Here is a 14,655-nt window from a genome sequence, read left to right as displayed (position 1 = left end):
CCAGGCAGGTTCGCGGGATCGCCCCGCCAACGGTCTCGGTATGAGTGACCAGTTCTTGTTCTCCGGGCAGTCGCTGGAGCCTCAGATCCGTCTGCTGCTGCAGGCACTGAGTGACTACGCGAGTCGCGACGATGCGACTGGCCTGTTGGACGAACAGGGTGCCCACGCGCTCGAGACCGTCGAACTGTCCCTCAAGGGCCGGGAGTTGTTTGCGTCGGAGGACATGGCGGACTTGCTAGCGCGGGTCAGGCTTGGCAGGTTTCAGAGTCTTCCCGCCGGGCGGGACCGCGACGATTTGAAGGCGGGCCTGAAGTGGTTTGCACGGGTACGACGTACCAACCCCAGCCGTGTCCCTGAGTCCGTGCGCGCGGCGCTCGACGAGTCAATCTACGATGAGGACTGGGAAGAGTTCGGGGACCCCGAGTGGCTCTCAGGCGACCTCCTCGACGCTGCTATCGCCCGACTCGAGGAACTGTTCGAGGAGGCTGCCGAGGCAGAGCCCGACAGTAAGCGACGCCCTCTGGGAGGCCAGGTTGAAACGGCTGCGCCGGAGCCCGACGGCGCAATCGATCCGACGGTTCCGCGTGGGTCAGGGCGGAGTGATGCGGAGGGACCGGGCGAGGTCTCAGACGCCGTACGTCACGCTGCCACACTGGTCGGTTACCTGACGACTCGGTTTGAGCAACTCGACCGCCGCCCAGACCTTGACCGAGCGATCGGCCTCGGACGGTGGGTCTTGGTTCCAGGTCGAATCAGCGGGCAGCCGAGGCTGGCTGCGACCGCCAACCTCGCCGGTGCCTTGATGAATTTGGCCGAGGCGACCTCTGACCTCGACGCGCTCAACGAGGCCGTCGACCTTTTCGACGCACTGGCAGGCGAGCGAGGCACAGCTGCCGACCAGTCCAACCTGGCAGTCGTCCTTCTTTTCCGCTTCGAGATGCTCGCCCGCGACCTAGACCTCGACCAAGCCGTTGTGGCAGCACGCGCGGGCGCACGCCTTACTGTCGCCGGAGATCCGTTCCTCCCGTCACGACTGTCCAACCTCGGATCTGCGCTGCGGACCCTGTTCGACCGACACAGCGACGAGGAGATCCTTGATGAGGCGGTCGACGTCGGACGCGAAGCAGTCCGCCTCAGTGACCCGGAGGACCTCGACATCGTCCGGCGACTCACGAACCTTGCGGCGTCGCTGAGCACACGCTTCGAGAGGCACCGACACCGATCCGACATCGACGAGTCCATCGATCTAGGACGCCGAGCCGTCGCTTCCGGCCCCGCTACTGGCCACAGCGGGCGGGTCGGGAACCTCGCCTCGGCCCTTCATGCTCGTGGCACCTTCTACGGACAGCTCCAAGACCTCCAAGATGCGCTTCGGATGGCCAGGACGGCTGCGCAAGCCATGCAAGTAGGACACTCTGACCGAGTCGACTTGCTTATCAACGCAGCCGGTACAGCGATGTCCTGGTTCGACTGGACCGGCGACCGGACTGCCGTCCTGACCTCCATCGGCCTCGGCCGGACCGCCGCAGCCGAGGCAACTGACAGCATCCGCAACGCCTCGGTCCACTCGAATCTCTCTGTCCACCTGCTCACTGCGTTCGAGGCAGCCGGGGACATCGAATTTGTCCACCTGGCATACCGAGAGGCCGGCATCGGTATCCGTCTCGCGGGTGAACGCGTCAGCGCTGTCGCCCTGTCAAACCTGTCCCTGGCCGCGCGAACGCTGTTCGAGGAGACTGGCAGCCGACCTCACCTCGACGTGGCGCTGGACACAGCCCGAAAGGCAGTCAAGAGATGCCCGGAGGACCATCCGGACCGCGGCGCGTTCCTGAGCAACCTCGGGCTCTGCCTTTACCGCGATGGCCAGACCGAGGAGGCCGTCGAGGCCACCCTTGCCGCCTACGAGCATCCCGCGTCCATCGGAACGGCGTCCGGGGTCGCCTATGCGGCCAACGCCGCCAGGATGCTCGTCGAGCAACCGGGCGGGCGACGCGATCCTCGGGTTATGCGACTGTGGGAGGAAGTCGCCTTGAGCACGACTGCACCCGTCCCCTTACGCCTTGAAGGGCTCGTCACTGTGGCTCGCGCGAATGTCGCACACCCGGTCAGGTCGGCCGGTCTGTACCGGGCTGCCGTCGACCTGCTCCCGGCTGCGGCGTGGCACGGGATCGACCCGGTCAGCCGCACCCGTCGGCTTGCAGTCTGGCAGGGCCTTGCTCGCGACGCGGGCGCGATGGTCCTTAACGCCGAGAGCCCCGCTGCAGCCATGGCGGTTCTCGACGGCGGCCTGTCGCAACTCTGGTTCCGGGCCACCCCTGCCGCATCCGAGGTCGATCGGCTCCGTCGAGTGGCCCCGGCACTCGCTGACCGGGTAGATGCAACCCGTCGTGCGCTCACGATGACCGTCCCTTAAAGTGTTACCGAGGTCGAGCCGATCGGCGTGAACCTCGCCATCTGAGCCGCTCCGAGTCCTGTTTCAGAGGAGCCGCATTTTGCCGGAAGAGGTCTCGCCATTGACGCCGCCATCGCGCGAGCGACTTTGCCGATGTCGAAGGTGAGAAAACTGCTCTGTGCGTCGGGGCTTTTGTCTGTCCAGCCAGCGGTGTTCGCAAGGTGCGTAGCTACTGCGGACAAGAGTCGGCGACGTCGAGCCTACTGATTGTGTCGAGATCGAACTTCATCTGCTGACCCTTCACCTGCAGTGTCAGGTCGCCGCTGCCGGTCTTGGTCGGCTCTCCACACCACACAATTCCGCCGTCGTCTGTCACGGCCATCTTGGGCCCTTCTGCGTCGGGGCCGTACCAAGTCAGCGCGACGGCAGCGAGGAGGGCGATAAACGCGAACGCGGTCGCGACCAGCCCGCACATGAGCGCGTGCATGGTCGAGGTCGCCTCCTGATGGTCAGTCACCTCGGACTTGAGTGGTTTCAACGGCCCGTACGAGGCCCTGAACAGCTTATACGCGGCGAAAGCGGCAATCACGGTCGCGGTGGCAAGACATCCCCCGACACCTATGGCCCACTTGGGGTCGAGTCCGGTGAGGTCGTCTCGCCCCTTGATCAGACTGAATGCCAGCGCGGCTACGAGGAGTGCGCCGATGCCCTTGGACCAGTTCGCCGCGCGCTCGCGGGTGAGCGCGAGCTCGGCGGACTGGAGTCGGTCGCGCTGGGCGATGATCCCCTTGATCTCGTCTGCGGAGTAGTTCGGAAGGTTGCTCATTCCGGCACTACCCATAGTGAGCCGCATCCGGTGACTCCTTGGGGCGCGCCCGGGTGACGAATGCCGCATCCACATTGCATAGCGACCACCAAGACGTGCTGCGCGCCTGGCCACGGGGCTTGAGGGTTCGAGATGTCGATCTCTGAGTCGGAAACAGCGGTAGTGCGGAAGGTCCCACCGGTGTACTCGGTGACCTGGACCTTGCCGAGGCAGGTCGGACAGGAGACTTCGTAGTCGACTTCTCTATTGCGTGATGTGTCCTTGATGAGGGATTTTGTGGCGGCTTCATTGAGGTCGCTACCTGTGCGCTCCACGAAGGGCACGTCGTCCTTGTGTGTCATCATTTTTCCTTGCCTCTGCTCAAAGGGTGTCAGATCTGGTCGTCGTCTCGCATGTCGTCGTACTTGGAGCCGGATGTAGCTGGCTGGTGTCGTCGTCAGCTCGGCGTTGTGAGAATCGGTCCCGCGCGGCGGGGGTCTCGCGCGCGTGAGATTAGGGCCCAATATGAATTAGAGAGGCCCACGAGTGGAGGCTTTCGCCGTCGGCGCGGAGCTGGTCGACGGAGGATGCGAGGGCTCGGGCTGAGTTGATCGGGTCGAAGCTGCCTTGGTCGGTGACAAGCTGGTCGTAGATTGCGGCGAAAGCTGATTGGGCGACGGATTCGGCGAGGTTCCACAGGGTCCCAACGACGTGACGGAACCCGGCGTAGTGAAGTGCTGCGGAAAGGGTGATGGCCTCATCGAGGAGGTCTACGCCGCCAACGGCGGTCTTGCAGGCTGCAAGGGCGGCGAACTCGCCTGTCGCAGAGATGGAAGAGACGTCGAAAACTCTCAGTACTCCGTCGCTGAGCCTGACCCCGCCCTGGGAAGGATCGGCGAGGACCTGGTCGCCATGGCAGTCAAAGTGGACGAAGTCGCAGGTCTCTAGTTGTCGTCGTACTCCTACGACGTCCGAGCATTCGACGATGTCGGTCGCGGTCAGTCGGCTGAGCGAGCCGGTGAGTAGCTCGCCGGTCGAGGCGAAGGTCGAGGCGACCAGGAACCGTCGACGGGGCCGAGTGGGGGTCCCGGTGTCGCGAGACGGTGTGCTGCTGTCGGTCCGTGCGTCGAGGAGAGACCTGACGGTCGGGGTCGTCGACGACACAACCATGTCATGCAGCCACTGGGTGCCGCGTCCGGCTGCATGCAGTGGGAGGAACGCGAGTGGGCCGGTGGGGCACCACCACACGCGTGGACGGAGATCGTCGGTGCCTGGCGCAGGGAGCCTGTCGAGAAGCGGGACCATGACGACGTCCCACAGCCATCCGACGAGCTCGGTTAGTTCCTCATCCAGGTCGAGTGTCGCTTGGCGGCGACGAGCACCTGCTTCTTGGCGCAGCCGTATAGCGTCGCGGTCGGAGTGGTCCCGTTGTAGGACGGCGACGGCCGCCTCGAACTCGGCAACGGACTGGTCGAACCTCGCGAGCGCGGCGAGATGCCGTTCGAGGTGTCGCTCGGCGTCGCGCAGCGAGAGGTCAGGTAGCGATACTGCCTCGACACCGTCAGAGGTGAGGAACAGCGCGTCGCAACGCCACTCGCTGACGTTGATGGTCACGACCGGACCATGCGCTGCGGCACGGAGGAGGTCCTTGTAAGTCGGTGGTCGCAGAAAAGTCTCGAACCCGGGGAGCGCTCGGACCTCTGCGAGCAGATCGTCCCACGAGCGGGCGAGGGCGAGACGACGGTCGACTGGGTCTACCTCCGAATTCGAGGCCCAAGGTGTCGCGACGGCGCGCCCAAGGCTTCCGGGGCCGATGTCGGTGAGGCCGCGTTCGTTGACTTCATGTGCGGATCCGGTGGCCGGGTCGTCCGATGCGCCCGGTGTAGGCGGGTGCAGCGGCGCTGCGAGGTCACTATCATCGGGGCTCAGCACGGATGAGATTCTTGCAGAAGACGTGGCTGGCTGACCGTAGTTCTAGGGAATCTTGGTCGTCCGTAGAGCTGGGCGTTCGTCTGCGTGCGTTCAGCAGGTTCTCAGGACTTCACGCCGCTCGGGACGGGCGGACACACTCCATCAATGGCGGGGACCGACCCATGATGGAATGCCGAATAGCGACGCGATACGTCACTCGACGCGCCTCGAGCGCGCTTCCGGCGTTATCGCCCCCGTCCTGTCGGACGTCTCGAGTAGCATCGTCGCGGTGAACTCAGGTGGACGCTCAAGCGAGCTTGGAACTGATGGTTTGCTGGGCCTTGTCCGCCGGGCTCTAAATGAGATCGACGACCAATCGGTCGACGTAACTGCTCGGAGAGTAAGTCGCCTAGCCTCACTGCTCGGCGAAAGCGAGCTCTCGGTGTATCTCGGTCTTGAGCTGTCTCCGCTTGGCGGCCTACCTGCGACCAACGCCGAAAACATTCGCAATTTGATGGTCGCCCCCGAGGAGTGGGGACTGAAGCAGGGGGCACACGAGACTGCGCACGATAGGTACATCGGCAATCGTCAGATCCAAGAAGGATTGAGCACGGGAAAGGTGCTCGCTGTAGGGCTGAACGAGTTGGACAATCTGATTGCCCGGCTAAATGGTGCCGACCGCAATGCAGACGAATCGCAACATTTGCAATTCGCGCGTGGGGTGAAGGAGAGAGTACGTCACACCCTATTCTCAAATTTGTGCCGCATGGAGCGCCAGCTCGCGTTCGCGGACGTAAATGAACAGATCTTCGAGAGATTTCGGTCCAGAGTAGACTCAATTCTCGCCCAGAGAGCCCCAGACGTGATCGCGCAGTTCTCTGCGGTCCATCGGCGTCTAAAGGAAGCCGCTTCTGCTGATCCGAACGGTCGATCATCCGACGAGGATCTCGCTCAAGCCGCCGTGACCTGTCGTCGAATCTTGAAATCCGTTGCAGACCATCTCCTGCCAGGGACCGCCGGGGCGAGGAGTGATTCGGGTCAGTCGTTGGGTGACGAAGCGTACCGCAACCGAATGTTCGAGTACATCAAGCAAGAGGTTTCCAGCGGTTCGGTGTCTGACGCCCTCAAAGCCACTGTCGACACTGCGTACACGCGCTTCGTTGCGCTCGATCAACTAGCAAATAAGGGGCTTCACGCGACGATTGGTTTGTATGAGGCCGAGCTTTGTGCGATCCACACCTATGTTGTCGCCGGAGAGCTATTGGCGCTTAAATTAGACGCTGCGTAATCGACGTCCCTGGTCGTATTGCTTCTAACGGTCCGTCAAGCACGCGAATCAGAAGAGGAATCGAGAGGTAGATCTTGAATCTCTACGAACGCATCTCAGCAGCATTGGCAGATCCCGAACATCGTCTCAGCGCCGACGTGTTCGAAGAATGCGCTACCAGCCTTCTCAGCACGACGTACCCGAATCTTGTCCCCGTTCGAGGGGGATCGGACTCTGGCCGTGACGCAGACTTGATCCAGTTGCCCGGAGCGGATCCGATTCGTATGGCGATCACGTCGTCCCGAACGGAAAGGGGTGCGCGGGCAAACCTTCGGACGGCGATGGCGTCACTGACCCGACATGGTTTGGCTGGGATCGAGTTAATTTCGGTCAGCCTGGCGGAGTTGAACGAGGCGAAACGGGTGAAGCTCGACGGGCTGGCGAAGGAATCCGGATATCACCTGCACGCGGTTGTGGATCGCGGGTTCTTCGCCGACAGGCTGCTGATAATCGGCGAGTGGCGTCAACGACTCCTCGGACTGCGGGGAGGGCCCTTCTCGCTCTCCCGCGTACCCGCAACGATTTCCTTGGGCGCTGCCGCACCGGACCCTATAGGCCGAGAGGATGAACTCGACGAGCTTCAAAGGGCAGAGCGTGATGTCGTCGTATGGGGTGTACCAGGCGTGGGAAAGTCTGCACTGCTGAGCCGGATTCAAGGGCTCTTCTTTGTCGAGGCCGAGCCGTCCGATGAGCAACTGCTGGGTGACATCCTTGAAACTCAGCCGACGTATCTCGCAGTTGACGACGCGATGCGGCGCCTGAAGGTGATCGAGCAACTCGTCACAATTCGGCGGCAGGAGCAGCTGGACTACGTGATCATGGCGGTGTGTTGGCCCCACGAAGTCCACGCTGTGGGAGTCTCGCTGCCTGTGAGCGTCGAGTTCGAGGTGTCTCCATTGATCCGATCGGATATTGCGCAGATCGTACGGTCCCGTGGGGTCAACGGTGAGGTCGCGATGGCGCACATTCTCACCCAAGCGCAAGGCAGGCCAGGCTGGGCGGTCTACCTTGCGGATCTAGCGCAAGAAGACGGTGGTGCGTGGGGTGTGTATGGCGGCAGTGCGTTGTACACGCGGGTCCTTTCGTACCTCGAGCGGTCGGGGCTGAGAACCGCCGCACGCGATAGCCTTGCATTGATCGCGCTGCTGGGTTCGCTGAACGATTCGGATATACCGCAACTCGCCGGTGAGCTCGGGGTTGCCCGAGCGGACTTAACGCATTCGATCAACGACGTCGCAGTCGGCGGCCTGCTGGACGTTGCCAGACGGGTCGGGTCTAGTGGCGACCACGAAAACGTCTACAGCGTCGCGCCCGAGGTGCTTGTGACGCCGATCGTGACCGAATACTTCTTCTCAAGGACGACCCCCGTTCTTACAGCCCGCGAGGTGTTCCGTTCGTGGCCCTCGAAGCGGCTCGACGTCGCCCTCGCTGTGCTCAAGTGCACCCTCGCTGGGAACGACAGCGCATCCGCCACTGCGCATCGATTGTTCCACGAAGTAGTTGACGAGGTAGGCGTTGATGGCTCTCGAGAATCCCTGCTACGCCATTATCTTCATCTGGGGCCTACTGAATCGTCGTATGTCGTCGATCGGTCGGTCTCGGAGTGGAGCGCGCTGGGCCCCGGACCGGCCTATGTGAAGGGAATGGCACTCAATTCCGTCATTATGTTTATCGGTGACGCAATCACGGAGACGCACCTATTCACCGCTGTGGACACGGCCGCCGATGTTGCTGTGCAACTGCACCGGTCGGACGAAGGTGTGTCGGCATTCTGGACCAACGTTGTGAACAGGGTCCGAGGCTTCGGACCAGCAGGGACTATTCGGATCGGGCTACTTGCGAAGCTGTGGGCTCAAATCCAGCGCTGGGCGGAACACGAGGGGTGGGATCGGGAACGCACAACGGTCGCGGTGTCCGCCTTACGTCAGATTCTGCACCCGATGTTCGATGCGAGCTGGATGAGCGCGGAAGACTCTAATGTTGCCCACCTGGCCAGCGTCGTCATGCCCGCAGATGCAATGACCTCACTCGCGCACGACGTGTGGGCACTATTCGTAGCGGAGTCACGAAACTTGTCGCGCGGCGATGTACAACTTCTCGTTGATGTAGCTGACGAATGGTCCCGCGTTGCTCGCGGATTCGGACCGCACTCTGATACCGCAATTTCCCGCGACCAGGCTGCTGCCGCCTCTCTGATGGCTGTTCAGATCGCTGACTTTCTGATCGACCTCAGTGGGGACTATCCCGGAATTCGTGCGCAACTGCGTGCACTAACCCAGCCACTGGGCAAGGACTACCAGGAGCGTGACCCGCTGATCGCAGCGTTGTTCGAACCACGCACCCCGGGTACTAACTGGACGCAGTGGCACGAGCACACCGCCGAGCAAGTTCGCGAACAGATCACCCCGTACCTCGGCCTAGACCCAGAAGTATTGTGTCAAAAGCTTTCTGAGCTCAAGCCTGAGTTCGAGGGCACCCGTCCAGGTTTGGCGAATCGGCTCTACATGGTCTTCCACATAATCGCGCAATCGAGCGTCGACCAGCTTCGCTGGCTCAACGCCGCGAAAGAGCACAACCTTCTCGGTGAAGCCCACAACGTTCTCACCGGGCTGCTAGGTAGCTCGGCGCTCGACGACGCATCGTTCCTCGACCTCCTGAACGAACCGGTGGTACGCAGCACCCTCGTCAATGCCGCGCTCACCGAGAATCTCGCCCACCGATATTTCGGCCTCGTCGAGAACAGGATCACACCGCAGGACATCGGTCAGCTCGAACTTGTGGTCCGACGGAACGAGCACGCGGCGAGAGCAATCAAGTTGTTGTTGACGTCCGACTGCACAGGTGTGCCGGCAGCAACCGCGGCCGCACTGCTCGCAGCCAGCGACGATGACGGCGAATTTCTGAGCCCTGATCTTCACCACCTGTGGTTGGACGCGGTCGTACAACTCGAGGTCCCCATGGGATTCGATCTGCACGGAGAGCACGACTTCTTCGAGAAGCTGCTGCGCAGGGCACCCCAGGTGTACGAGGGGTTGTTCGTCGAAGTCGTTCGGGCGACTGAGTCGCACGATGACTTCGCGGCTCTCGACGTGTTCGGACACTCAGGATACAAACTCGGTATCGACGCAAAAACGCGAGTACTTTCTGCGTGCGAATCCGACAGCATGAGGCGGAGGGTCTTCTGGGCGCTCAACGGTGGTGACGTCGAGTGGGTTGTTCATCTGCTGGAGACCGACACTGTGGACGACGACTTCATCCTCTATTCGGCCAACGCTATCGGACCAGCCATACCGATCCACGAGCTCGCCCGCATCCTCATACCCAGAGGGGTCGAACCGAGGCACATAGCAACACTCATCGAACATGGCACATACTTCGGCGAGCGCCATGAGCGCCTCGCCGGCCACCTCGACCGGATGGCCGAGAACGCGCAGTCGCCGGAACCAGCCGTAGCCTTGGTAGGACGGGCAGGGGTGGAGATTTACGAGCCTCGTTTGCGCGAGGCGCGAGAGGAGAACAGACGCAACATGATTAGAGGTCGAAGGTGACCAAGGCGATTCGACCGCTTCCGGGGCTTCAGAACCGAGCCAGCCATGCTCGCCAATGCCACGTGGTTTCAGATACGTGTTACTGACGCCAACATGTCACCGAGCTTTGCCACGTCGGACAGCAGCGTTGTTGTGTAAAGTTCTCCTATTTTCGCCGTTCGGAGCTGGTGCACCCATTGCTTCTCAGTCACAACCACATCGCAGTACACAGCGGGAACCGGTAATGCCACCACGTCGACGAAATCGTGCGGCTCCCAAGGCTGCTGCAACTGTGCGTGCTTGGACCTTCTCAACACATTTGTCACCCGCCGAGTCGGAAGCGCATCCATAAAATCCAGGAGGGCGTCTTTGCCCAGCCCCGCAAACTCGCTCGAATCAATCTCAGCACGCCGCAAGGCTTGCACCAAGGGAACCTTGATGTCGTGGATATCCGACTCGCGGATCGCGTCGTTCAACGCAGTGCCTCTCAGTCCGAGTTCTGCGATGCGTTGCGCCAGGCCCACCTCGTACTCCACGAATTTCTCAGCATGATTTGATGATTGCGGGTCACCGCCAACGTTCGCGTGCGTATCCGGGCCCGCACGAAGCAGTGCCCTTTCGACTTGCTCGTCCAGGGCTGCGCGGAGCTCCGCCGCTACGCTCACAGGAGTGCCTTCGGGTACGTCGAACTCGGTCCACTGCACCCTGCCCGCACTGATATGACGCATACCGCGGCCAAAAACATGCGCAGGTCTGGAGTCGACCGGCTTTCCGAATCGATCCCGAAGCGCGGTGTCAATTTCGTTGTTGAGCAAGGGAAATGGAAGCGACACGGAGTCGAGGCGGGACAACTCGATCATCAGATCTGCGAGCTTGTTGCGGGATTCATTCTCTCCGCGCTGTGATGTCTCCCAGTAGCGGTACATGTCCAAGGGGAAAGATGCTGCCCCGGCCTCTGCGGCAGCTCGACACACGTCGAGTGCACTGCGGAATCGGTCGCCTTCTCGGTGTCCCGACGCGGCTCGCGCCAGGTCGATCCACTTGTTCTGATCCAGGTAGACGCGCAACATGGTTCAAGTGTGACGGGTCGGTGCCGTGCGTGCCCACCGAATATTCGACGTATCGTGTCGTTCGCAAGGTCGTGGTCATGCGAGACTGCCGACCATTGGGACGGCCGTTGATGTGACGCACTGACAGATCGCCTTCTGCCCCACTACGGGTATCCACTACATCCGAATTTTGCATCGTGGGCACAGGTACGCTTGTTGCGTTCTGTTCGCAGGTTTGGCTTTTCACTCGTGCTGGCAGAACTTGCACCGCCACCAATAGTCGTCGGATGTGCCCGCATCGATTCAGTCGGATTTGACACCTCCGTTTCGGGCCGAATGCCACTGCGCGGCAGTTTTAGAGATTCTTCTGCGAGCAAGCTGCCAGGCTTCTCGGTGCGTAGTTGGGCGCCGACGCGTTTCACGCCGAGGGATCACACCCTGGGTTGCCGCTAGGCGCGGCTTGCCATTTAACCGGCAGTCGGGACATTGCCACCACACACGGGTGTGACTTTTGGGCTTCATGTCGGACGGGTGCACGTCGGTGTTCCTGTCCGGGTGCCAAAGTCTGTCCGCCAGCGGACGAATGCAGGTGTGCCGCTAATTTTGTGTACCCAGGTGCGCAGAGTGGACTTTAGGCCTTATCGACGGGTAGGCCGTCGACGCTCGTATACAGCAGGTCCACCAGCAAATCTCGCTGATCTGCGATCGGGAAAGACACGTTGCGCTCGCTCTTCGAGAAGGTCTGGGCCGTCGAGAAGTTGAACCAGTGATCAATACGAGTCGATGCAGTGGGGGCTGTGTTTCCGTTCACCAACATGATGAGAAACGGCGGCAGGCTGAGTATCCCAACGCAATCCGCGACATCCGTAGGATTTGTCGATGTTGGATCGATCGATAGTGCAGCGAGGGCTCCTGTGAAGTAAGCCAGACCGGCGTTCGCGAGAGCGACGTGCAGAGTGTAAGGCTCGATCGATGTCGGTTCCTCGCTGAAATAGGCTGCAGCTAGCTCTGGACTCCCGTCGAGCAACGTGAGGTTCTCTTGGACGGCTAGCACCATGCCCAACAGTTGACGGGCGATTCGTCCGGGGTGAAGATTGGCGAACTTGCCGGGTTGCCCGCTGCCGTGCTCGAGCGGCAAGAACAGGGCTCCGTCTTCATTGGACAGGCCCCATAGGTCCTCGGCCGATGCTCCTGTTGCGTCATTCAGTGCAACGCCAGCAGTTTTGAGATGGCCGATCACGTCCGTTCTCCACTGCGCATATGCTTGGGGCAACTGTCGTACGCTCGCACCGTTGTTGCAGGCGCGGCATAGAGACTCGACGGTGTGGCCCCTCTCGAAGCTCGCAAGTAGCGTAGCGATGCCGCCCTGGTCGTTGTACATCGACGTCGAACTACTGTTCCCTGTATGACGCGGTGGGACATGCTCTTTCGTCATCTCATCGTAAGTTCGGCAGTGACGGCACGCATCCCGTAGCATCTGTCCATTGTGGAGCACAACGCCCAGAGCTGCTGTTGGGACGTCTTCTTCAGATACTTCGGTGACCGTCATAGCTGTTGGCCCGACTTGACCCCTCGGCGAGGACCTGGCCGTGATCCGTCCGCATGACTTCCGACTGATCCAGTCGTGCTCCGAGGAACCATCAGCGCCGGCCGATATCTGCCAAATTTTTGTACGGGAGATAGAACGAATCGATGCTCATGCTTCTGAGAAGAGGTCGTGTCAATCTGTCCACTACAGCGGATGCGGTGTTGGAGATTTCCTCGGTGGTTGTCGTTGTGGTCCTCAGATAGGCGTCCCGCGGATAAGGGGAGAAGTCGGCAAAGTACCTTGGAACATGCTGCTCGACTGGATACACGCCGCGAAGTCCGGTGAGGTGAATCCCGATGTGCCACTCGACATTGAGGGGCACGTACTTCGTAGACAGATGAGCTATGGACGCCAGCAGTGCGTGTGTGAGCTCCAGGAACGCAACTGCTCTGAACACCGGGTTTCCGCTAGTGGGATCGCCTGATGCACCCAATGGCTGGACCGGCGATCCGCTGAGTGCGCGCCAAGCTCCATCATCGCCGATCAGAACGGATAGCCGACCGCCGTCCTCGACGTCCTCTTTGCCGAACGACTTTGCCGCGACACCGTCAGGGTGGGGGACTACGTAATTCAGACTGTGGAGGCTCGGTGTGAAATGCAGGTGCTCGCTGACCGCCTCAGTGAAGAACGACAGTGGATGAGTGCCGTTCAGGGCCGTACTCACGTCAGTCCCGGACGGCAAGATAGACGGCTCGGCGAGGATTCGAAAGTACGATGCGTCGGTGCGGTGTGGTTCTGCGCCGATTGCATCCTCAATCGACTGCAGTCGAGTTTCGAACCCGTCAGACCGTTCTTGTCGGAAAGCCAGGAGTCGCCGAACCTCTATGTCCGAGAGAGCTCTTTTGCCCTCGTCGCCGCGACCCCAGTATTTGCCGTCGACCATGTGCGGCGCAGCGGCGGAGGCAGGGACTGTTACGACCAGGACGGCGAGATCAGGCTCGGCCGGGTGCTGGAAAACCTGACTTGTGATGGTCAGCGGTGGCGCGACGGTAGCTCGAGCAACGGCGTCAAGCCGTGACACAAGACCTGCTATGTCGGTGCCGGTGACCGCACCGGTCTTTCCCCTGTCGTCTTCGATCCCGACAACGAGCACGCCACCATCGACACTGAGAGATGCTAGATCTCGTGCTACCTCGGTATTTGCGCCGGCACTTTTAGGCGGAAGGGCCTTCTTGAGTTCAACCCAGTGACTTTCGTCCAAGATGCCGTCAGCAGCTGCCGAAACGATGTCTCTCCAATCAGACGGAGAAAACCTGGGTTTGAGCGGTCCTAGATAGAACGAGTTCGTCATTCGGACATCATGCAGGACGACCCTTGACCGCCCGATGAGACTCGGCCCAGCGGCTGGGGCCATCTTGGTGTTTTGAAATCCGTGCGGGTTCGTTGCTGACGGCGGGGGCTCTCCGGGTTGGATCCGACGTTGAAGACATCGGTGTACACATTTCCTTGTCTGGCCGGTGAATGGCTGCGGACGGTGGTGGCCGCCCCTCGTTCGCGGTCGAGCCACTGTCATTCGAAGGCTGCCCCAGGCCCTGGCCTCTGTAGATGAGTCACTCTTGAGCTTCTTGAATGGGACTTCTCGTACACTGGAACCGTGAGCATCTCATCGAACGCGAGCCTCATTTCAGAGCATTCAAGCCGCTCCGAATCGTCCTGCGTTCAGGTGGATTCACCACGGTCCCGAGGGACTTTCGGAGCGGGTCTCGGTGTCACGAGCGTGTCACATGTCGGTCCGAACGGACGTGGATTCCGGTGGTGCTGCCTGGACGATTGACACAGGTCAGGGCCTCTGTGGTGGTTCCATGCGGACGTATCTGGTTGTCTCGCAACATACTTGTAAGCGAGCGGTCAACGGTTCAATCCCGTTAGGAGGCTCCACTGCTCCGATCCCGCTGCTGGGGTCGGGGTTTTTGTGTCTGTGGGGGCCGGTGTGGAGGGTTCGCGCGCACATACGCCCCTAGTGGTCCGCGTTTGAAGTTGTTGGGCGGTTGGCCTTCTTGAGGATCTGCTCCGCAGTTTTGGTCCAGACGAACGGCTGAGCGCGTGGGTTCCAGCC

General features: G+C 61.2%; 10 protein-coding genes. 3 read left to right on the top strand and 7 right to left on the bottom strand.

From position 1 onward, the window contains the following. Positions 1-40: 40 nt before the first annotated feature. Entirely contained in the window at positions 41-2,413 is a 2,373-nt protein-coding gene (locus CH302_RS01905) for a tetratricopeptide repeat protein (RefSeq protein WP_037194112.1), read from the top strand. A 208-nt stretch (positions 2,414-2,621) separates the two neighbouring features. Here the strand turns inward: CH302_RS01905 and CH302_RS01900 are convergent, their stop codons facing one another. From CH302_RS01900 to CH302_RS01895, 3 genes are all read right to left on the bottom strand, one after another. Continuing rightward, positions 2,622-3,218 (bottom strand): hypothetical protein, encoded by a 597-nt coding sequence (locus tag CH302_RS01900; RefSeq protein WP_141216583.1) that lies wholly within the window; start codon positions 3,216-3,218, stop codon positions 2,622-2,624. Beyond that, positions 3,215-3,559, bottom strand: a complete 345-nt coding sequence (locus tag CH302_RS29530) for a hypothetical protein (RefSeq protein WP_141216582.1) — start codon at positions 3,557-3,559, stop codon at positions 3,215-3,217. The genes CH302_RS01900 and CH302_RS29530 overlap by 4 nt, the downstream gene beginning before the upstream one ends. A 151-nt stretch (positions 3,560-3,710) precedes the next feature. Further along, positions 3,711-4,811, bottom strand: coding sequence for a CHAT domain-containing protein (locus CH302_RS01895; protein WP_141216581.1), 1,101 nt, complete (start codon positions 4,809-4,811; stop codon positions 3,711-3,713). Between the two features lie 586 nt (positions 4,812-5,397). On the opposite strand from CH302_RS01895, the gene CH302_RS01890 reads away from it, so the two are divergent. Beyond that, a complete protein-coding gene (locus CH302_RS01890) occupies positions 5,398-6,396 on the top strand; it encodes a hypothetical protein (protein WP_141216580.1) in 999 nt (332 codons plus the stop codon). A 74-nt stretch (positions 6,397-6,470) separates the two neighbouring features. Beyond that, complete coding sequence (locus CH302_RS01885) at positions 6,471-9,983, top strand: hypothetical protein (RefSeq protein WP_141216579.1); 3,513 nt, start codon at positions 6,471-6,473, stop codon at positions 9,981-9,983. 68 nt (positions 9,984-10,051) lie between these two features. On the opposite strand, the gene CH302_RS01880 is transcribed toward CH302_RS01885, so the two are convergent. The 4 genes from CH302_RS01880 to CH302_RS01865 form a co-directional block, all read right to left on the bottom strand. Beyond that, positions 10,052-11,032 carry a hypothetical protein gene (locus tag CH302_RS01880; protein WP_037194123.1) on the bottom strand — a complete coding sequence of 327 codons (981 nt, stop codon included), beginning with the start codon at positions 11,030-11,032 and terminating at the stop codon, positions 10,052-10,054. A 282-nt stretch (positions 11,033-11,314) separates the two neighbouring features. Further along, positions 11,315-11,587: a zinc-ribbon domain-containing protein gene (locus tag CH302_RS30830; RefSeq protein ID WP_369679435.1), complete on the bottom strand. Its 273-nt coding sequence runs from the start codon at positions 11,585-11,587 to the stop codon at positions 11,315-11,317. Between the two features lie 55 nt (positions 11,588-11,642). Further along, complete coding sequence (locus tag CH302_RS01870; protein ID WP_141216578.1) at positions 11,643-12,251, bottom strand: hypothetical protein; 609 nt, start codon at positions 12,249-12,251, stop codon at positions 11,643-11,645. A gap of 400 nt (positions 12,252-12,651) precedes the next feature. Next, entirely contained in the window at positions 12,652-13,890 is a 1,239-nt protein-coding gene (locus CH302_RS01865) for an AlbA family DNA-binding domain-containing protein (RefSeq protein ID WP_141216577.1), read from the bottom strand. Positions 13,891-14,655 lie beyond the last annotated feature (765 nt).

This window comes from Rhodococcus sp. 15-2388-1-1a, from assembly GCF_002259145.1.
In the GTDB taxonomy this organism is placed as follows: Bacteria; Actinomycetota; Actinomycetes; order Mycobacteriales; family Mycobacteriaceae; genus Rhodococcoides.
Note: the sequence above shows the minus strand (reverse complement) of the source record. Positions and strands in the feature narration are given on the sequence as shown.